This window comes from Thermocladium modestius (genome assembly GCF_055398215.1).
The window spans coordinates 810,736-829,757 of the sequence record NZ_AP043731.1 but is presented as its reverse complement, the minus strand read 5'-3'; the positions used below and the strand labels follow the sequence as shown (position 1 = coordinate 829,757).

Sequence of the window (19,022 nt, the reverse complement as noted above, 5' to 3'; positions counted from 1 at the left end):
GGGCCGCCCCACTCCGTCACAGTATGATGCCCACTATAGCGGTTCACGCAGGAGCAGGCCGAGCTAGATTTGAGGAAGACGACTTAAGGATGTATAGGTCTGGCCTCAGGGATGCCGCCCTCAATGGATTGAAAGCATTGAGGAACGGCAATGCCATTGATGCGGTGGTCGAGGCAATATCAACCTTGGAATCCAACCCAGTCAACGACGCTGGAGTGGGGAGCGTCTTCAACATAGCCGGCGAGGTCGAGGTGGATGCTGGTTTAATGAATGGATCAACCATGAGCATAGGGGCCGTGGCATCAGTCAAGCACGTTGCAAACCCAATTCGCTTGGCTAAGTTCATAATGAATAACACAGATCACGTGATGGTGGTCGGGGAAGGCGCAGAGGAATTGGCTAGAATTGCCGGGCTATGGGTGCCCGAGTTCGTCTTCGTCAATGAGAAGAAGGTGAATAGGTACAGATCAATGATACGAGAAGTAGATTCCGGCAGCGTGCCATACAAGAGGGTTTTGAAGCTGGCAAAGGAAGCCGGCATAATGGATACCGTTGGAGCGGTGGCCTTGGACTCCGACGGTAACCTGGCCGCCGGCACCTCGACGGGCGGAGTCTGGCTCAAGTGGAGGGGCCGCGTTGGCGATTCCCCAATACCGGGAGCAGGCTATTGGGCCGATAGGCGGTGTGCCTTATCGGCAACGGGGCTCGGCGAGGTAATAATACGCCACATGGCGTCCCTAAGGGCAGCTACGGCCGTGGAGGCGGGCAGCGACATAATAACCGCAATAAATGCATCCGTTAACGGCGCAAGCACCATATTTGGCACAGGCACTATAGGATTGATAGGAATCGACTCCCTTGGGAACGTTCACGCCGCATTCAACACCGAAATGATGGGGCGCGGATTCATTAGGATGGATATGAGCGAGCCAGTGGTAGCCGTGCTCCCTGAGGAGAGATTCCCGTGAACTGAATAAAAAATGAAGTTGCAATTGATTCCAAGAGCGAGGGAGGAGGTCGGATTCAAGTTGTGCCGCGGCGTTTTTCACCATAGCCATCTGTTGAGGATGGTATTCTCCACATTTCTATTACATCGATGGCTGGGTACTCCATTATGACTCGCCTACTCGGTTTGTTGCCTATCCATTTCCTGGCCAATACCTTGCCGCAGCAATCCAGGTAGTTGATGCCATCCATGTATATTGCCTCTTTGAACGGCTTCCTGGCAAAGTTTGATAAGTAATTCCCAGCGGCCAGCCGAGCCCTCCAAACTATGTAGGGCAGTTCATCCCCGTGGTCAAGCCTAACTATCCTTGAATCGAAGTAGAGAGGCCTTCCCAGCGCGATCGATACATGAGCCGATGCAATGCCGGCGGAGACTGAGGTCAACTTGAATTCGCGGCTCCCGAATGGTACATGCTCTCCCAGGAATAGATTTATCTCGTCGGAAACCACGTAGGCAACAGCGGCGCCGAATCCTCTCATCAATTCTCTCGCCGCGGTCTCAATAGCGGCCATAACTCTCTCATCCCTGGGCTTCCGGAAACCGTTTAGCCTGGTCCTAAACGACACGCCGTCCAGCCTCAATACCATTAATTGACCTTTCACCACACTGATGGATTCCCTCGACTCGAAGTACTCCTTTGCCCTCCTCAGATCCACCTCGAGCAATCTATCCATGGCCCTCAACATATCGATTTCACAAATCGCTTGGCTACCTCCCGCGCCTCATCGATGGTGCTAGCTTCCTCTATGCATACTCTCTCTTCGTCCTTCATATAAACCACGTATATATCCCCAAGCAAGTATATTCCAGCATATGCAAAGCAGTTCTCCTCATCCATGGTACCCTCCTCCTCAATTGGCGGAACATCAAATCCTATCTTGGACCTAACGGCGTTAACATACTCCAGCTCGCATCGCACCAATGTATTGCCGCTAATAATGTAAAAAGTTTTCGTCCATATTTTACATGGATTTTTCAAATCGATCCAATGTGGTTTGCCCCCAATTTTCGTATTGCCCCGTCATTTCTACATTTTATATATTCCTTAAACCATATTTAAATAGAGCCGCAATGTTTAAATATAACATTAGAAAATAATTATAGATATGTCGATTGAAGAAAAAGATCTTCCGTTTGATGAAAAGATAATAATAAATAAATGGGCCAATAAAAATCTCTCAGTCGAGGATTATAAGAAACTGCACGAAAGAACCATCTCCAATATAGAGGAGTTCTGGTCGGGCGTTGCCAAGGAATTGGATTGGTTCAGTCCGTGGAGCAAGACCTTGACGGCGGACCCCCAGCCGCCCTTCTATAGATGGTTCGTCGGCGGCAAATTAAATGCATCCTACTTAACGCTGGATAGGCACGTCGCGTCATGGAGGAAAAACAAGGTGGCATACATATGGGAGGGGGAGCCCGTTGATGGGAAGGGCAACCCAGTAGAGGTCAGGCGATTGACCTACTACGACCTCTATAGGGAGGTGAACAAGCTTGCATACGTTATGAAGACTAAGTTAGGACTCAAGAAGGGAGACACAATAACTATCTACATGCCTATGATTCCGGAATTACCGATAGTTATGCTGGCGGCAGCCAGGTTGGGAGTAATATTCTCGGTCGTTTTCTCCGGCTTCAGCGCGTCGGCGTTGTCGGATAGGATAAACGATGCCAAGGCTCGCGTGGTGTTCACGGTGGATGGCTTCTGGAGGCGGGGAAAGCAGGTTAGATTGAAGGAGATAGTCGACGATGCATTGAAGACCAGTCCAAGCGTGGAGAAGGTGGTTGTCTACAAGAGGCTCGGCTTGGGCGATACTCCAATGACGGCGGGGCGGGATCATTGGTGGAGCGATTTAATGGAGGGCATCCCCGTCAACGCCTACATACCGCCGGAACCCGTTGAAAGCGAGCATCCCCTTTACATCCTGTACACATCCGGCACCACGGGCAAGCCAAAGGGAATAGTGCACGACACTGGGGGCTATTTAACCGAGCTTCATGCCACGATGAAGTGGGTCTTCGATATAAAAGATGACGATGTGTATTGGTGCGTTGCCGATATAGGCTGGGTCACCGGCCACAGCTATATAGTGTTTGGGCCCCTCTTGGAGGGCGCTACGATAGTTATGTATGAGGGTGCGCCGGATTACCCAGCGCCAGATAGGTGGTGGCAAATAATTGAGAGGTATGGCGTAACGGTTTACTACACCACGCCGACGGCGATAAGGACATTCATGAGGTACGGAGACGAGTGGGTGAGCAAGCACGACTTCTCCACTATTAGGCTGATGCACAGCGTGGGGGAGCCCATCAATCCAGAGGCGTGGAGGTGGGCGTGGAAATGGATAGGCAGGGGCGAGGTGCCCTTCGGCTCCACGTGGTGGATGACGGAGACCGGCGGCATAATGATAAGCCACGTGCCTGGTTGGGGATTAATCCCACTGAAGCCGGGAACAAATGGTTGGCCCATCCCAGGCGTGGAGGCGGATGTGGTCGATGATGAGGGCAAGCCAGTGCAGGGACGGCGGGGCTATCTCATAATCAAGAAACCATGGCCTGGAATGCCATTAACAATATGGGGAGACCCATCCAGATACGTTAATGTCTATTTCTCCAAGTTCCCAGGAGCATTCTATGCAGGTGATTGGGCAATAAAGGATGGGGATGGCTATATATGGGTGCTGGGCCGCGCCGACGAGGTGATAAAGGTGGCCGGCCATAGGTTGGGCACGTACGAGATAGAGTCCGCCCTCATATCCCATAAGAGCGTGGCCGAGGCCGCAGTGGTCGGCGTTCCAGATCAAGTTAAGGGGGAAGTGCCAATTGCCTTCGTCGTGTTGAGAAGCGGCAATGCCCCATCCGATGAGCTTAGGAAGGAATTGAGAGCATGGGTAAGGCAAGTCGTGGGGCCCATTGCCGAGCCATCCAATATAATCTTCGTGACGAAACTGCCGAAGACCAGGAGCGGCAAGATAATGAGGAGACTGGTGAAGCAAGTCGTCATGAATCAACCGCTGGGCGATGCAACCACCTTAGAGGATGAGACTAGCATAGATGAGGCAAAGCGTGCATATGAGGAATTACGCAAGGAAATTGGCGGTAATATGTGAATTAAATAATACCATAAGAGAATATTAAATATTTATCAAAAAGCAAAGCTTAAAAATATCTATATTTCAATAAATACATGTCTCAAAAAACCGCAAATCCAGCCGTGCTTGGCTTGTCCGGCTTCGCGACGACCACTCTCGTGCTGAGCGCCGTGAATGCCGGACTAGTCTCCAATTCGACCGCCGTGCTTGGCTTGGCAGCGTTCTACGGCGGTTTGGCTCAACTAGTGGCCGCGATATATGAATTCAAGGCCGGGAATACATTTGGCTACCTAGCGTTCTTTACATACGGGGCCTTCTGGGAGTGGTTCTTCACAACGATACTATTGATAGGACTTCACGTGATAGGGCCCAGCCCCGCGATAAATACGGTGCTAATCGCCTTCGGCATATTCACCTTCATTATGTGGATAGCCACGTTTAAGCTGAGCTGGGCGCTTTGGTTAACTTTCCTATTGCTGTGGATAACGTTCTTCCTGCTGGGGCTAGGCTACACAATGGCTGGGGGCTATGTTGGCATATTAACGGCTTTGGCGGCTTGGTACGCGGCGTTCGCATCGGTAATACAGGAAGTATTCAATAGGCCAATGCCAATGCTATCAACTGCGCCATTAAGAAAGTGAAGCAATACAGATTACCAGCATCGCTTCTAAATAAATGATTTTTCCAGAACGAATCACGTAATCGATTTACATATGCTCTATTATTGGTATTCCCATTATATTCATCATGTTGCCCAGCGCTATTCGGAATGCGGTAACCAGTGCCAGCCTGAAATCCCTTAGCTCTGGCTCCGCGTTTATGACCGGGTTCTTCTCATAGAATACGTTGAAGTCGGTGGCCATCCTATTGACGTAATCCACCAAGTTCTCCAGCCTCAGGTTTGAGGATACCTCCGCCAATGCCCTGGGCAATCCCCCCAAGTCGCTTATTAGCTTGACCTCCTCCTCGCTGAGAGACTTTGGGGCGGCGACGCTGGTTATGGTTGGGTACCCGGCCTTCTCCAGTATAGATGACGCGCGGACATATGAGTATTGAATGAAGGGGCCGCTGTTCTGCTTTAAATCGAGCAGCTTATCCCAGTTAAACTCGAGCACCTTCAAGGGAGAAATCGAGAGGAAGGAGAACCGAATGGCTCCCACCGCCACAGCCTTCACTACCTTGCCTGCCTCCTCCTTGCCTAGCCTATCCTTCACTATCTTCCAAACCCTCTCCTCAGCCTCCTCCAGCAAGTCATCCATTGATACTATCCGCCCCCTCCTGCTGCTCATTTTGGCTCCAGGCATGTTGACCATCTCGTATGAGTAATGCATTATTCTCCCGGCGTCGTACCCCATCATGTGGAGCAACACCCTCAGTTGTGCTTGTGGATGGGTTTGCTCCGATCCTATTACCCTTATTATCCTGCTTGGCCTGCATGAATCCAGACACCAAACGGCATACGCCAAATCCCTGGTGAGGTATAGAGTGGATCCATCGCTTCTCGTCAGCATGGCCTTCGGCAGGAACTTGGGTAGGGATAGCGAATTCATTAAGTTGTGATCCTTGGCATACCTCTCCACATCCACGGTCACAGCGCCGCCCAGTCTCTCCACATAGTCGGCTCCCGCAGCGGCTATTCTATCTACGAGGGCTTTCGCGAGCCCCGTGTCTAGCGCTATCTCTGATTCCCAATCAAACGCATCAAATGATACTCCAAATGAGCTCAGGGTAGATTTAAAGCCATCGAATATGCGCTCTATCCCCTCCCTCACCTTGCCCCGTATCTCCGGGTTTCCCCGCTCGTACTCCCTGACCCACCTGCCCACCTCCTCAGTCACGTTAACTCCGCCCAGGGATGAGGCAAGCGCGTTCACCAACTCTTCATCCTCGGAGCTCCATTTAGCCAGTATACCCACCCACTCATCCCTCTCGGCTATTAACTTGCGCTTCTCCTCATCGCCCTCAACGGTCTTCTCCGCCGTAGATAGCCTCTGGATCTCCCCTATTGCATATGTTATGGAATACACGGCCCCTAATACCTTATCCGGCTTCGTTCCCCTCTCGATTCTTTCATTTATTAATCCCTTCGCGCTTTGATATCCTAATGCCATGTACATCACTTGAGGACCGCAATCATCGACGTAGAACCTAGTGCTGACCTCGCTGCCGCAGAAGCGGTGAAGGCGGGATAACGTGTCCCCAATTATCATGTTTCTGCCATGACCCGTGTGCAGCTGGTGTATTGGATTGGCGCTCGTATGCTCTATAACAACCTTAGAACCCCCGCACCTGGGGGACCAGCCGTACTTACTTCCCGCGGATAGGATAGAATTAATCACCAACTCTGCGTATGCGTAATTATCTATATCTATGTTGAGAAAGCCATTTACTAAATCAATGCTCTTTATCAATCCCCGCGGACGCAGCGATTTCACGGCATCGGCAATGCCTGGATTGCTCTTCAGATACGTATGGAGGGGAACTGCCATGAAGCCAAACCCCTCCCTGGCCCTGCTTGGCTTGACCCCGCTAAAATCAATCCCAGTCGCGCTGCCCAACTCAGCCAACAATGCCTTGAAATCCATCTCCACTTGCTCCTCAGGGTCATAAATCATGAATAGCTGGACTCCTTTAAATTAAATAAATATTCCCTCGACACCGAACCAGCTTTCAACTGATTTATTTCCAATATATGAATCCCCAACGCTCAGAGGCAGGAGGAGGTGACTGCCGACAAAGGTTTTTAGGGAAGGTGAAAAATGTAGAATTATGTGGAGGCCGTTGATTGTGGCTGTGGCCATATTAGTTGCGTCAATGGGCATATCACTTCATGCAGCATTGATACCGGTCATAATACCGCCGGTCTCAACGCCTTGCCTCAATTACTCCATATCGCTCAACTTGACCTATGCATCGTTGCCCAACTCTGTATTGAGCGAACTTAATGGGTCGAACCCTGTTTTGTATAGATCCATTGAGCTCATATCGAGAACCGTGCCTCCATGGTTTGGACTGGAAAACGAGAATTTATCCTTGATCATATATGGTGGATCAATTCATGTAACGGACTGGGCAGTGTCCAACTCCACGGGGGGAATCGAGTGGCATGTATGCATAGGGAGAGATGAGCTGAACGCCGTTAATTCTTGGACGGTGGTTATAGGAAGCGGAGGCAGATACCCATTATCAGTGCTGTTTGGGTTCAGAACAGGAAATGAAAGCCTTGGATCGCTGCTGGGGAATCTTTCCAGGGTAGGCGGCGTCCTGCTGGGCGAAAACAACCATACATATAGTTTATGGCATCGGGTGGGCAATTACTATGGAGTGCCGATGCCAATGCATGTCGTCCTCTATGCTTGGCTGGGCAATGATTTATCTACAGGCAAACGCATATCGCCGTTGCCGACTTACTTTAATGGAGCCTCGTTCCCATATTATGGCAAATACATATATCTACACCTATCCAGCGTCGTGGATGGAAGCGTGGAGTTCAGTGCCAGCTATGGAGTCAACTTTACCGTTGGCAACATGACCGGATTTGGGCTTTCCATTTATGGAATCGAGCGATTGCTTCCATATGGCCCCTTGCAGTACAATTCCTTGCTTTTCATCTATGGAAATGGAACCATTGCCAGCGCATCGTGCTTGGGCGAATCCTTCTACGATACGGAGGTAACCCTTCAATTCATTAACCCGGCTTATGGCGATTACATTACTATACCCATCTATGATTATAAGTCGCCGCCCACCGGCATTGCTTTAATAAATGGATCGTTAATATTGGGCGGATACCTGACCGAGTATGACTTCTACAACGACTCGTCCATAGTGGAGGCTCCTTTATTCAACGCGTCAACGAGCATTTGCAGGCTAACTTGAAGGGCAATGAGCCCTCATAATGTAATACCCATTTTCAGGAAAGCGGGCGGATTGAGGCATTTCAATCGGGCAGGGACAGCCGCTGGAAAGCTTGTCCTATTTGGGGAGAGGCATCTATCTTAAAGGGCGTGATTTGTTAATGTATGGGGAAAGTTTTAAACTAAGGAATCGACCGTAGTTCCATGCTGGAGATGATGATTGCATTGCTGGTGACGATAAAGGCAAGCGGGGTGCCATTCATAAATTACACTATTTACCTTAATCCGAACTCCACGCTGGTGACGGTGAACCTACCGTCCCAGCCCATACAGGGAACCTTGGAGGTGGTCAACGATAGCGATGGTTCATTAATACCCGCCAGCCTATACTCCAATGGTTCCCTATCAATATTTGCGTTTGGAGGCGGGTATGTATCGGTGCTTTATTATGCTAATTATACTATCAACCAAGAAACGCTGACTTACTACTTTAACTTGACGAGCCCCATAAAATTCGGCCTAGCGTTTCCAAGCAACATAGTGATACTCAACCTACCCAGCACTGTGCTGAGTTACGAGAGGATCAATAACTCGGTGGAGGTCATGCTGCCGCCGGGGCAATACGGGATACAGTACGTATATGTTCCCGCGACGCAACAAAACAAATCGCTCACCACATCGACCACGGCTACTACCGCCACGCCGGTGACTCGAACAGCATCGCCTCAATCAACATCGCCAACAACATCCACATCATCTGCCGTGGTACCGCCAGTCACCTCATCAACTGAGGCATCGTCTAAGAGCCAATCATCAACTCCAACAACTCGGGCATCCACATTGACCCAAAGCAGCGGAGCCGGCGGGGAAACCAGGGATTTAGCGATAATAGTTACCGTGGCCATTCTAGTCGCTATCGGAGCGTTGGTGGCATATTGGAGGAGGAAGCAGAATAGACCTGTCTTGGAGGCGTTGGACGACGTGGATCAGGCAATATTGAATGCGTTGAGGGAAAACGGAGGCTCGCTGTATCAATCGCAGCTGCAGCAATTGACTAATATACCGAAAACCACGCTGTGGAGACACGTTCAGCGACTGCAGGAAAGGGGATTGGTTAGAGTGGAAAAGGTAGGAGGCCAGAATAAGGTTATCCTAAGGTAAGGACTAAGATGAAACCAGCGTTTCTCAATAGGTTTCATGAATTGCCATATTAGCATCCCTAATAAAGGGGTAACTCGCGGCTACACGCATGAGCGTCGGGCGGGCCGCTGCGATGATGGCGCTGGCAGCATTATTCATGGGAGCGGCCTTAATGGCTTCGCAGGCCAACTCGACGTCGGCTAACTCCCAAGGCATCTGTAATGCGGCGGCGGTCAACATAATGATAGGAAAGGCATTTTACGGCGAACTACAAAGCCTGGGACCATTCATTTATCCTAACTCGACTCTATCCATGGCGCTGAGCCTTAACTACAAGGCAGAGACTTACTTAAACGAATCCAATTGTCAAGCCGCGCTCAATTACAGCGTGGAGGCCATAAATATGGAGCGATCTATCTTCTATTCCATTATAAAGAACCCACCCAACTCTGAACCAGAACTATTTTGCCCCCTCAATATTGGAATCGCATATGCTTACCTCAACTACGCCAAGGAGATTGGAACGAGGCTGGGCAATGCCTCGCTGGTCCTGTCTGCATCTAACGCGTTGAGATCAGCCTCATGCAATGAATCATTCATTGCCAAGGCCAGGGAGATATACTTAATGGCATATTCGGAAGCCATTGCGAGCTATAATTCATCGATTTACGGCATCACTGCCAAGCTTCTCGGGAAGTTCATTGCAGATAACTCAACCGGTTCGCTGAGATCCGTGACCTACATAATTAAATCCCAATATGGAAAGGCAGCTGAAGCCGCAGTGATGGCCAGCATGAAGGGATTAATTAATTATCTAAACGTCACTTTCTCAGAGTATCTTTCAAGCGGAAATATAGTTGGCTTGGCATCTATGAACGGGAAAGCCAAGTTACTTGCCTCGCTGATAGGGCTCGCTAGACAAGCCGGCATAAATGCCAGCCAATACTCCAGCGAATTGAACAGCATTTACAATTACATAAATTCATCTCGAGACATTGAGGGCAATGGGCTCAACGAGACCCAGCTACAGCAGGTGGAAAATGAGCTGCGGTTATTAACTAAGATAGGACATGGAGGATTGAGGTCTCTTTGGCTCAATGTTTCTTCGCAGTTCAATGTAGCATCAGCCATGATGAATCTATCAAATTATGAGGCATTCATAGAATCGCTGAGGGAAAGCCAAGGGGTATCATCCAACATAGTCGGAGTACCAATTCCAGAACCCATGCGTGAGGAGCTGAGCCGCATGTTCAATATAACAATAGGAAATGCCTCCCTGGCTTACCAATACCTCAACCTATGCGGGAACTACCTAAACGAGCTTAAGCAGAGCATCGAGGATAATTCCACATTAGTGGAAATCGCCTATTACTCATGGAGAGTCCACGTTTATTGCCCGATGGCTTTCAATTATTTAATGCTGACAAAGCTGGATCTAGCATTGATTGAGAGAATGAGAGCAAACCATTTGGGATCCAGCGGTAACTCAACGTCATCGATGCCGGGCTGAAGGATAAATTTTAAAAAGCGGCTGTCTACGTCATGCCATGGCGAAGAGAGGAGGCCCTAAGACAGTGGGAGTGTCTCATAGATACCACGTGACTCCCGGCGTTTTTGCCAATAGTTTAGTATCAGTGGTGGACAACAGCGGAGCTAAGGTGGCCAGGGTCATAAGCGTAATAGGCAATAGATCACATGGGGTTCACAGGAAGATACATAACGCCGGCGTCGGCGATATGATAGTGGTGAGCGTTGTTGAGGGGAGGCCAGAGGTCAGAAAGCAAAAGCTAAGGGCCATAGTTGTGAGACAAAGGAGACCGTTTAGGAGACATGATGGAACTTGGGTCGCGTTCGACGATAATGCGGTGGTCATAGTGAGCGAGGAGGGTCAACCGAAGGGCACTGAGATTCATGGCCCCATAGCCATGGAGGCAGCCCAGCGCTGGCCCCAGATAGCATCTCTTGCGGCACTTGTGATTTAAATTAAATTAAAAGATCAGTGATGATAGATCACTAACTGAGCTGTGACTGAGGGATTTGAACGCTGATCAATCTTAGAGATGGATCAACATTACTTCTCTGCCGGGTTCCTCACCTAATGGAGTGATCTATGGTACGAGCATCGTGCCTACGCCACGTGAATTTTTAGGCTTTAATCGATGGGCCGCTTATGGGAATAATCTTCCCAGCCCGTGGGGCGATCAGCCTAGGCGAATGGAAATCCTTAAATTACAGTAACATATGAAATCGCCAGTGATGATCACCAGACCACTGAGAGATGAGGAGTGGTATTACATCTGACGCGATCAATTTCATTATCTAGTAATTAAAGAATCTCGGGCCGTGATGGTTAGGAGAAAGTTCTATATTCATTTATGTTAAGAACGGATAATTCACTGTTGAGCGAATTTATTAGCCTAATGCCGGAATCCAAATCGAGGCTCGCATACAGCACTGCATCATAGCCATGAACCTCTACCTTATATTTCACCCAGCTGTAATATCGTTTCATGTAGTAATCTATCATGGCCAGATCACCGCTTACTGCCTTGTCGCCGGATCCTATGAAGAACCCATTCCTGAGGAGCAGCCTATACCTAAGCGTTAGCTCGCCTAGCCTAGACCTGAGGCCAGCGAACCTGCCGAGCATGAAATAACCAATCACTAGTCCAAACAATACCTCCACCAGCGCTATAACCATTATTTCAGCCGGGCTACTGCCGACAGCCCTTAACAATAGGATGGCAATCAATAATATCACCATAGTGAATGCGATAGACGCTCCCAAGTCTCTCACATTCATAAGGGTGAAATGCATTAAACAGTATTAAATCTTTTTGAATATTGGCAAAAAATAATAAACAATGATTCAAGAAATAAGGGAAAGAATGGATTTAATCCATTCTTAAATGCTTGCCTCCCCTTAAAATCCAGGCCAAAAATGGAGAATCAAAATCACGTTAGGCTCCCTTGTCTAGGCACCTAGGTCTAGCTTGCTCTCTCCAGGCATTTTATTTGTTGGAGGACAGAGCCAGCATTTGGGCTCCAGGAATAGCAAAAAGACAGCAAGCCTCGCTCCATTAAGGAGAGGAAGGCATATTTGTCCAGGATCGCAGTTTTCGCGTTTTCATGTTATTCAATTCAGCATGGTAGAGCGATCACCGCGGCATCATGCTTCTAATTATGGGGGTTTCGTGTATTTTCTTGCATACCCCTCTCAATGGGCAATCCCCGCAGTTCCTCTGCGGCGGGGATTGAGCTGATAGCATGATCTTGACCTGCTTGACCCGCCTTATTGCATCGATCACGTCGCTCTGGGTCACGTTGACCTGCTCCCGCATGTTCATGTAGATCAATTCAGCATCGTTCACCTCCTCATTGAGTAGACCGACGTAGGTCAGTACCTGAATGCGGTGGGCTGGGTGTGGTTTCCCGGTTTTGAGCTCAAGCACATCTATCGTGTCATCATCGTTGTACACAACGACATCCGGCTTCCCAACCACATCGTCATCCTCTATCTTCATCTCGGAAATCACGGTCTTGCCAAGGGTTGATCTCAAGTAATCTTGATATTGAGCATGAGCCAGCTCACCAAAGGCTATGCGGTGGAGCCAGGCTGTCTTGGTTATCATCACGCCGTACCTATGCTCCACCCACGCCTTGAGGGGACAGAAGTCGAATGATGATACCATGCTTGGCGATGCATTGACTCCTCCTCGTGGGATCACAACTATGTCTCCCCAGAATGTCAATATGGCCGACTTGACGTATTCCTCGACCACCTTCTTGACGGCATCATCGTTAACCCTCACCACATCCCTCAAAAGCGGGTACACGTCTTGGGAATCACTGGATCCAATATAAAGATTGCACTTAGCATACCATTTGATGGCGCTGCGTCCAGCGGTTAGTTTAATAATTCCCCAGACATCGATCAACTAATGAAAGCCTTAGTGTTCCACGGGCGCGGCAGCAGCCCGGATAAAATAAATTGGTTGACCAGGCCATTCAAGGAGGCCGGACTGGAGGTGATTGCGCCCACCATATCTGAGGTGGATGATGGGCTTGAGATAGGCGCGCAGGTAATAAAGGATAGCCAGGATAAATTAGTAGTATCCGGTCACTCAATGGGGGGAACAGTCGCGTTGCTGCTGGCCGCTAAGATGCCTAACAAGGTGCGGTGCGCGATAGTTGTGTCGGCTCCCGTCGATAGGCTGCTCCAGCTAAAGTACTTGGAGGAGGGAGCAGAGGGGACTCCCCGCAGGGCGATCTACGAGGAGCTTCGGAGGAAGTACCCCAAGGATGACTACTTCATACAAACATCTCCAATAAACTACATAAATGATGATACGCCGCCCATACTTTATATTTGGGGCACTGCCGACGAGATAGTTCCTCGGAATCAATTGACAACGATTGAGGCTAAGGCCCATAGGTTCGCCAAGGTGGTGGTGAACGGCATGGGACACACACCGCGATCCCAGCATTTAAGGGAGATAAGCAGCGCAATAAAGCAATTCCTCAACGATCAATGCAAATAAAACCTATCTAATTCGCTTGATTCAAAAATGGCGAAGGCCGATCTCTCGCAGTGCAGGGGGAGGGCATAGAGTATAGCAGGTACGTGTTTTACGTGGTCGCGAAGACCTTGGGAAACCCAAGCCGCTGAGCATTGGGAGGGGGGGTTGGTCACTGCTGGCCTCCCGTTTTCTTTATCATTGGAAATGGAATTACTTCCTTTATCGATTCATTGTCGGTGAGTATCATTGCCAACCTATCCACTCCCAGCCCAAGGCCTCCCGTGGGCGGCATGCCGTAGCTCATGGCAACCACGAAATCGAAATCGTATGGGTGGGCCTCCTCATCCCCCCTCTGGAACCTTCTCTGCTCGTCCTCAAAGAGCTTGTGCTGGAGTATTGGATCGTTTAGCTCCGTGTATGCATTAGCCAGCTCCATTCCAGCTATGTAGAGCTCGAACCGCTCTATCAGGCCGGGCTTCGACCTGTGAGGCTTGCAGAGCGGCGTCGTCTCCAGCGGGTAATCCGTTATAAACGTGGGTTGGATTAGGCTGGGGGTGACGAGCTTATCGAATAACTTCTCGATCATTAACCCCCTCACGTACTCGCCGCCTCTAGGCACCAATCCATGCTTATCCATCAATGCCTTCAATTCAGCATCGCTCAAGGAATCCACGTCCAGACCCAATGCATTGCTGAGGGATTCGCTCATGGTTATTCTCTTGAATGGGGGCTCCAACGATATCTCGATCGATCCGTACTTCACCGTGCTAGTTCCCAGCGTCTTCACAGCAACACTGCTTATCATCTCCTCCGTTAACTTCATCAAGTCATTATAATCCGCATAGGCCCAGTAAAGCTCCATCAAGGTATACTCAGGGTTATGCGTGACGTCTATATCCTCATTCCTGAACACCTTGCCTATCTCGAACACCTTATCAAAGCCCCCTATTATGAACCTCTTCAGGTAAAGTTCAAGGCTTATCCTGAGGTACCAGTCCTCATCTAAGGCATTGACGTGAGTTCTGAACGGCTTAGCCAAGGCACCGCCATAAACGGGTTGAACCACCGGCGTCTCCACCTCCATGAATCCCCTCTCGAAAAGGAACTCCCGGATTGTTTGTGTAGCCTTGAACCTGATGGATATGCTCCTCCTGGCTGATGGATTGTACAGGAAATCTAAGTATCTATGGGAGTACCGCCACTCCGTGGTGTAATTAGTCCAATCGGGTGGGTCTAGGAGGGCCTTGGATAGCAACCTATAGTCCTCCACCAATAAAGTGAGCTCGCCCTTCATGGTGTAAAACAGATTTCCCCTCACTCCTACTATATCGCCTCTATCTATGAAGCGGAGGAATTCATCGTACCTATTTCCCAACTCATTGACTCTGAGATACAATTGAAGCTTTTCCCCCTCATCGAATATATCCACAAACGATGCCTTTCCATGTGGCCTGATATTGGCTATCCTGCCCGCAGTGCTTATGTTGGTCTCTATGAACGTCATCTCCTTGGAGGGAGCCGTGAATGGGCGTGACTTAGCGATCTCCCTTATCTCATGGATTGTATGCGTTATCTCGTACTTATGAGGATATGGATCTATCCCAGCCTCCCGAAGCGACTGCAATGCCTGCAGCCTCTCCTGGTTCCATGGTGGTGTCGGCACTATCGCGTTATCTGCATCCGCTTTAAAGCTTATCAGGTTTAAGGCCAATGTAATCTAGACAAATAATTGTGGGTTCCAATTAACCGAATGATTTATAACGAATCGATGCAATTGCCTCACATGGATCTCTGGAGTCCGGCTTTCAAGAACGGGGAAATGATACCGGTTAAGTTCACGTGCGATGGAGACGATATATCAATGCCATTATCGTGGAACGGTGTACCTGGTGGGGTTAAATCATTCGCATTGATAATGGATGACCCCGATGCGCCAATGCAGGTATTCACGCACTGGGTTCTCTATAATATTCCCCCCACGCTAGCCTCGCTGCCGGAGGGCATCAGCAAGGAAAAGGAGGTGCCCCAGGGATTGCAGGGAGTCAACGATTTCGGCGAGATCGGTTACGGCGGTCCTTGCCCGCCAAGGACTCACCAACCTCATAGATACTTCATAAGGTTGTACGCCCTAGATTCCATGCTTCAATTAAGAGGGGGTGCGCGGGTCGGAGATGTTAGGCGATCCATGGAGGGCCACGTAATGGCATCCGCTGAGTTGATGGGTCGGTATGGCAGGAAGAGATAAAGGCGTGTATGTATTGGAAATAGAGCTTCAACTGCCTCTTCACATATTAGGACGCGAATTAAGTCGAGGAGTTTACCTGTATGTTGGTCGAGCCATGAATGGATTATCGGTTAGGTTAGGCAGGTATATGAGACCCATAACGAAGCCGCACTGGCACGTGGATTGGCTATTGATGGCTGGAAGGCTACTTGGGGTGGCGTCGGCATTGACTAATGATCCAGAAATGGAACACAAGCTGGCCTGCCTGCTGGCCTCTTCGCACGAGTACGTGCCGCGATTCGGGTCGTCAGATGATGACTGCCCCTCCCATTTATTCAGGGGCGGAATGGATAATGCCGTGAACGCGATGAGGACATTAGGGCTTGAGCCGCGTGTTTATCGGGAATTACAGGGCAGGCAGGAATGAGAGTCATTTCGACAATCAGAAATATTTCATTGAGGAAATTTATTACATGAGCTCGCGGGACACGAATGTATACCTGCTCCCCGCCACCTCGCTCAGCTCCACGCCGAATGCCCTGCCAATCGCTGTATTTAAGGTGCCATTTATGAAGCCCAACATGAATTGCGAACCAATTGCCGCATCGAATGGATTGGACAGGTAAATCCTAGAGAAGCCTTGCGATGCGCTATAATCATCGAAGTAACCCATAGCCCACGCCACGTCCATTATTAACTCGACTGCGTTATAACCACCTTGAGCCATGGATAGGCTGTCCAGCATGGATGATGCATAGTCGAATCCAACCCTAAACAATGCATGGCTTGAGTACATATCGCCGAACCTCCTGGATAACGCGTTTACCAAGCTTCCCCTGCCAAGCGCTATTATGTCCATGTTATCCTGAATCGGCCTTGCATATATCACCTCAGGCATTCCAATTACAGCATTGACTGCCGCCGAGACGTCTCCCTCCACTTCAACCAGGGCCGCCCGCCCCCTTCTTATTATCTGGAGCAAGACCACGGATACCGGCAATGCATTCACGAGCCCGACCAGATTGGTTTTATCGCTCCGCAGCTTGACTAGAATGAATGCCATAAATCAACAGCCATAGCGTAAAATAAAAAACTAATACGAATTATGGGCTCACGTTAATTTACATTGCTGTATGAAGAGTGCCATAGCGTAACCATCGCTAACGGCCTACGCGATCCATTGAGTATATCACTCGTAGAAGTTAAAGTATTTAAGAGAGAAGCGGGAGGGCTGTTTCATGTTTGATCCTCCCCGTTGGTTGGAGGAATTAACCAAGGATTCAAGGCCCTTGGAGAAGGCAATACATGGCGATAGATTGGACGTGACAGACGTGGAGGGACTCCTTAATGCTCCCTTCCACCCCCTCGCCGCCGCCGCGGATTACTACGCTAGGTCAGTTAAGGGCAATAGGGGCAGCTTCATTAGGAACATATATGTTACATACACCAACGTATGCGTGACCAATTGCACGTTCTGCGCGTTTTATGCCAGGCCAGGAAGTGAAAAGGGGTACCTAATCGAGCCCAAGAAAATGGCTGCGCTGGTTGGAAAGGCTTGGAGGGATCTCGGCATCGCGGAGATTCATATGGTTGGAGGGAACAATCCAAGCATAGGGCTTGATTATTATGAGGAATTGATAAAAAGCATAAAGGAGGCCGCGCCAAGAGCATCCCTTAAGGCATTCACTGCGGAGGAGATATGGTTCATAGCAAAAACAACAGGCAACAGCGTGCGGGAGGTACTTCAACGATTCAAGGAACTGGGGCTGGATGCTATGCCAGGGGGAGGAACCGAGATACTGGACGAGGAGATACAGAGGAGGATAGCGCCATTAAAGGCAAGCCCAGAGGAATACCTATCTGTTCAGGAGGAGGCGCATAGGCTCGGGATAAAGACCAACTCGATAATGATGTACGGGCACATAGAGGAGCCAATACACATAGCGCGTCATATAACTAGGCTAACAGAGCTCCAACGAAGGGCGCCGGGCTTGGTGTCATTCATACCCGTCAGATTCAATCCAGGAAGCACTCCCCTGGGCAAGCTGTCGGCCGGCAAAGCAAGGCTAGATGGGCAGTATGACTTGAGGATAATAGCTGCGTCCCGGCTAGCATTGCTTGGGTTGGTTGATAATATAGTGGCTTACTGGGTATCCATGGGGGATAAATTGGCGCAGGCCGCGCTATCTCATGGAGCAAATGATTTGGGCGGCACGTTCTATAATGAGGCTGTAATATCTGCGGCTAGCGGCAGGGAAAGCGCTGGGAAGAGGGCCGATGAGTTGGCTTACATGCTGAAGACGGCTGGTTGGGAACCCTACGAGCGGGACACGACTTATGAAAAGTACTACAGGGCCGGCGATCAGGTTGCCCATTAAGTACGCAGTCCCTCCCTACAGGTACGCGGCTCCCCTCAAGCGATCCCTCACGGATTCCGGAATTGAAGTCTTAACAGCGCTGCCGCCCGATGCGCATGCATTGATAAGCAATGGAATTATAACGGCGGGTCTAGTTCCCATATTCATGTTAATCGACGGAAAGTTACAACCGGCGCCGGGCCCCATGGTATATAGCGAGGCCGAGACAATGAGTGTCCTAGTGGTATCAAGGAACCCAGTGCCGCTCAGGGAGTGCGGATCCATAGCCGCCTCCCCCGAGAGTCGATCTGCCGTGGCATACCTGGGCATAGTCATGGATAGGGCCGGAATTAAATCGAGGATAATTACTGGATTCAGCGCCAATGCTGGTCTCCTCCTTTCTGTTTATAGATGCGCATTGGTGCTCGGGGATGAGGCACTTAAGGCGCGCACATCGTTCCACGTGGTGGCGGATGTGGGCGAGTTGGTGAGAGACGTATTGGGAATAAATCCCGTCTACGCGGCCACCGGCGCCAGGGATGCATCGATTGATCTAAGCCATATTAGGCCAATTCCCATTGATGAGGATGCAGCAGAGACGTCCAGGATAACAGGAATAAGCCTAGACGAGGCTAAAAGATACCATGAATCGATAAAATTGGGATACGATGAAGCTAAGCTAAGCACTGCATTGAGGACTCTGGCCGAGCTACTCAATGAAAGCCCAAAGTGAGCGGTCTAATCATTTCTTTAGGTGCGATCCACCAATTCCATCTAGGACTTGGGAGCCGCCTTTTAATTGAAGTTGCGGTACGCCAAGTTTCAG

19 protein-coding genes are annotated in these 19,022 nt (G+C 49.7%); 12 read left to right on the top strand and 7 right to left on the bottom strand.

Annotated elements, in window-relative coordinates; all coding sequences use genetic code 11:
* Nucleotides 1–23: 23 nt before the first annotated feature.
* Nucleotides 24–968 carry an isoaspartyl peptidase/L-asparaginase gene (locus tag ACZ5ZS_RS04170; RefSeq protein WP_188597095.1) on the top strand — a complete coding sequence of 315 codons (945 nt, stop codon included), beginning with the start codon at nt 24–26 and terminating at the stop codon, nt 966–968.
* A gap of 55 nt (nt 969–1,023) precedes the next feature.
* Here ACZ5ZS_RS04170 and ACZ5ZS_RS04165 read toward each other — a convergent pair whose 3' ends face one another.
* Nucleotides 1,024–1,680 carry a tRNA(His) guanylyltransferase Thg1 family protein gene (locus ACZ5ZS_RS04165; RefSeq protein WP_188597094.1) on the bottom strand — a complete coding sequence of 219 codons (657 nt, stop codon included), beginning with the start codon at nt 1,678–1,680 and terminating at the stop codon, nt 1,024–1,026.
* A 5-nt stretch (nt 1,681–1,685) separates the two neighbouring features.
* On the bottom strand, nt 1,686–1,925 hold the full coding sequence (locus ACZ5ZS_RS04160; protein WP_229657760.1) for a hypothetical protein: 240 nt from the start codon (nt 1,923–1,925) through the stop codon (nt 1,686–1,688).
* Between the two features lie 187 nt (nt 1,926–2,112).
* Here ACZ5ZS_RS04160 and acs point away from each other — a divergent pair, with 187 nt between their 5' ends.
* Entirely contained in the window at nt 2,113–4,116 is a 2,004-nt protein-coding gene (gene acs, locus ACZ5ZS_RS04155) for an acetate--CoA ligase (protein ID WP_188597093.1), read from the top strand.
* 77 nt (nt 4,117–4,193) lie between these two features.
* Nucleotides 4,194–4,739 (top strand): acetate uptake transporter, encoded by a 546-nt coding sequence (locus ACZ5ZS_RS04150; RefSeq protein ID WP_188597092.1) that lies wholly within the window; start codon nt 4,194–4,196, stop codon nt 4,737–4,739.
* Nucleotides 4,740–4,805: 66 nt separating this feature from the next.
* On the opposite strand, the gene ACZ5ZS_RS04145 is transcribed toward ACZ5ZS_RS04150, so the two are convergent.
* Nucleotides 4,806–6,713 carry an arginine--tRNA ligase gene (locus tag ACZ5ZS_RS04145; protein WP_188597091.1) on the bottom strand — a complete coding sequence of 636 codons (1,908 nt, stop codon included), beginning with the start codon at nt 6,711–6,713 and terminating at the stop codon, nt 4,806–4,808.
* A gap of 154 nt (nt 6,714–6,867) precedes the next feature.
* Here ACZ5ZS_RS04145 and ACZ5ZS_RS04140 point away from each other — a divergent pair, with 154 nt between their 5' ends.
* The 4 genes from ACZ5ZS_RS04140 (at nt 6,868) to ACZ5ZS_RS04125 (ending at nt 11,077) form a co-directional block, all read left to right on the top strand.
* Nucleotides 6,868–7,977, top strand: a complete 1,110-nt coding sequence (locus tag ACZ5ZS_RS04140; protein WP_188597090.1) for a hypothetical protein — start codon at nt 6,868–6,870, stop codon at nt 7,975–7,977.
* Nucleotides 7,978–8,159: 182 nt separating this feature from the next.
* Nucleotides 8,160–9,116 (top strand): helix-turn-helix transcriptional regulator, encoded by a 957-nt coding sequence (locus ACZ5ZS_RS04135; RefSeq protein WP_188597089.1) that lies wholly within the window; start codon nt 8,160–8,162, stop codon nt 9,114–9,116.
* An 88-nt stretch (nt 9,117–9,204) separates the two neighbouring features.
* Entirely contained in the window at nt 9,205–10,605 is a 1,401-nt protein-coding gene (locus ACZ5ZS_RS04130; protein WP_188597088.1) for a hypothetical protein, read from the top strand.
* A gap of 37 nt (nt 10,606–10,642) precedes the next feature.
* Nucleotides 10,643–11,077, top strand: a complete 435-nt coding sequence (locus ACZ5ZS_RS04125) for a 50S ribosomal protein L14 (protein WP_188597087.1) — start codon at nt 10,643–10,645, stop codon at nt 11,075–11,077.
* Nucleotides 11,078–11,445: 368 nt separating this feature from the next.
* Here the strand turns inward: ACZ5ZS_RS04125 and ACZ5ZS_RS04120 are convergent, their stop codons facing one another.
* A complete protein-coding gene (locus ACZ5ZS_RS04120; RefSeq protein ID WP_075059276.1) occupies nt 11,446–11,898 on the bottom strand; it encodes a hypothetical protein in 453 nt (150 codons plus the stop codon).
* A 355-nt stretch (nt 11,899–12,253) separates the two neighbouring features.
* A complete protein-coding gene (gene cas4 / locus ACZ5ZS_RS04115; protein ID WP_188597086.1) occupies nt 12,254–12,931 on the bottom strand; it encodes a CRISPR-associated protein Cas4 in 678 nt (225 codons plus the stop codon).
* Nucleotides 12,932–13,036: 105 nt separating this feature from the next.
* Here cas4 and ACZ5ZS_RS04110 point away from each other — a divergent pair, with 105 nt between their 5' ends.
* Nucleotides 13,037–13,636: an alpha/beta hydrolase family protein gene (locus tag ACZ5ZS_RS04110; protein WP_188597085.1), complete on the top strand. Its 600-nt coding sequence runs from the start codon at nt 13,037–13,039 to the stop codon at nt 13,634–13,636.
* A 148-nt stretch (nt 13,637–13,784) separates the two neighbouring features.
* Here ACZ5ZS_RS04110 and lysS read toward each other — a convergent pair whose 3' ends face one another.
* The gene (lysS, locus tag ACZ5ZS_RS04105) at nt 13,785–15,278 is read right to left on the bottom strand and encodes a lysine--tRNA ligase (RefSeq protein WP_188597084.1); all 1,494 of its coding nucleotides are present in this window, start codon (nt 15,276–15,278) and stop codon (nt 13,785–13,787) included.
* A 120-nt stretch (nt 15,279–15,398) separates the two neighbouring features.
* On the opposite strand from lysS, the gene ACZ5ZS_RS04100 reads away from it, so the two are divergent.
* A complete protein-coding gene (locus ACZ5ZS_RS04100; protein ID WP_188597083.1) occupies nt 15,399–15,860 on the top strand; it encodes a YbhB/YbcL family Raf kinase inhibitor-like protein in 462 nt (153 codons plus the stop codon).
* On the top strand, nt 15,844–16,266 hold the full coding sequence (locus tag ACZ5ZS_RS04095) for a GIY-YIG nuclease family protein (protein WP_188597082.1): 423 nt from the start codon (nt 15,844–15,846) through the stop codon (nt 16,264–16,266). The genes ACZ5ZS_RS04100 and ACZ5ZS_RS04095 overlap by 17 nt, the downstream gene beginning before the upstream one ends.
* 42 nt (nt 16,267–16,308) lie before the next feature.
* Here ACZ5ZS_RS04095 and ACZ5ZS_RS04090 read toward each other — a convergent pair whose 3' ends face one another.
* Nucleotides 16,309–16,902: a hypothetical protein gene (locus ACZ5ZS_RS04090; RefSeq protein ID WP_188597081.1), complete on the bottom strand. Its 594-nt coding sequence runs from the start codon at nt 16,900–16,902 to the stop codon at nt 16,309–16,311.
* 175 nt (nt 16,903–17,077) lie between these two features.
* Here ACZ5ZS_RS04090 and ACZ5ZS_RS04085 point away from each other — a divergent pair, with 175 nt between their 5' ends.
* The gene (locus tag ACZ5ZS_RS04085; RefSeq protein ID WP_188597080.1) at nt 17,078–18,217 is read left to right on the top strand and encodes a radical SAM protein; all 1,140 of its coding nucleotides are present in this window, start codon (nt 17,078–17,080) and stop codon (nt 18,215–18,217) included.
* Nucleotides 18,207–18,929, top strand: a complete 723-nt coding sequence (locus ACZ5ZS_RS04080) for an MqnA/MqnD/SBP family protein (protein WP_188597079.1) — start codon at nt 18,207–18,209, stop codon at nt 18,927–18,929. Before ACZ5ZS_RS04085 ends, ACZ5ZS_RS04080 begins: the two co-directional genes overlap by 11 nt.
* Nucleotides 18,930–19,022 lie beyond the last annotated feature (93 nt).

What these genes read in the sequence shown, in the direction of transcription:
- ACZ5ZS_RS04170 (WP_188597095.1), top strand. Translation starts at nt 24, where the DNA reads ATGATGCCCACTATAGCGGTTCACGCAGGAGCAGGCCGAGCTAGATTT.
- ACZ5ZS_RS04165 (WP_188597094.1), bottom strand. Translation starts at nt 1,680, where the DNA reads ATGGATAGATTGCTCGAGGTGGATCTGAGGAGGGCAAAGGAGTACTTC.
- acs (WP_188597093.1), top strand. Translation starts at nt 2,113, where the DNA reads ATGTCGATTGAAGAAAAAGATCTTCCGTTTGATGAAAAGATAATAATA.
- ACZ5ZS_RS04150 (WP_188597092.1), top strand. Translation starts at nt 4,194, where the DNA reads ATGTCTCAAAAAACCGCAAATCCAGCCGTGCTTGGCTTGTCCGGCTTC.
- ACZ5ZS_RS04145 (WP_188597091.1), bottom strand. Translation starts at nt 6,713, where the DNA reads ATGATTTATGACCCTGAGGAGCAAGTGGAGATGGATTTCAAGGCATTG.
- ACZ5ZS_RS04140 (WP_188597090.1), top strand. Translation starts at nt 6,868, where the DNA reads ATGTGGAGGCCGTTGATTGTGGCTGTGGCCATATTAGTTGCGTCAATG.
- ACZ5ZS_RS04135 (WP_188597089.1), top strand. Translation starts at nt 8,160, where the DNA reads ATGCTGGAGATGATGATTGCATTGCTGGTGACGATAAAGGCAAGCGGG.
- ACZ5ZS_RS04130 (WP_188597088.1), top strand. Translation starts at nt 9,205, where the DNA reads ATGAGCGTCGGGCGGGCCGCTGCGATGATGGCGCTGGCAGCATTATTC.
- ACZ5ZS_RS04125 (WP_188597087.1), top strand. Translation starts at nt 10,643, where the DNA reads ATGGCGAAGAGAGGAGGCCCTAAGACAGTGGGAGTGTCTCATAGATAC.
- ACZ5ZS_RS04120 (WP_075059276.1), bottom strand. Translation starts at nt 11,898, where the DNA reads ATGAATGTGAGAGACTTGGGAGCGTCTATCGCATTCACTATGGTGATA.
- ACZ5ZS_RS04110 (WP_188597085.1), top strand. Translation starts at nt 13,037, where the DNA reads ATGAAAGCCTTAGTGTTCCACGGGCGCGGCAGCAGCCCGGATAAAATA.
- ACZ5ZS_RS04100 (WP_188597083.1), top strand. Translation starts at nt 15,399, where the DNA reads ATGGATCTCTGGAGTCCGGCTTTCAAGAACGGGGAAATGATACCGGTT.
- ACZ5ZS_RS04095 (WP_188597082.1), top strand. Translation starts at nt 15,844, where the DNA reads ATGGCAGGAAGAGATAAAGGCGTGTATGTATTGGAAATAGAGCTTCAA.
- ACZ5ZS_RS04090 (WP_188597081.1), bottom strand. Translation starts at nt 16,902, where the DNA reads ATGGCATTCATTCTAGTCAAGCTGCGGAGCGATAAAACCAATCTGGTC.
- ACZ5ZS_RS04085 (WP_188597080.1), top strand. Translation starts at nt 17,078, where the DNA reads ATGTTTGATCCTCCCCGTTGGTTGGAGGAATTAACCAAGGATTCAAGG.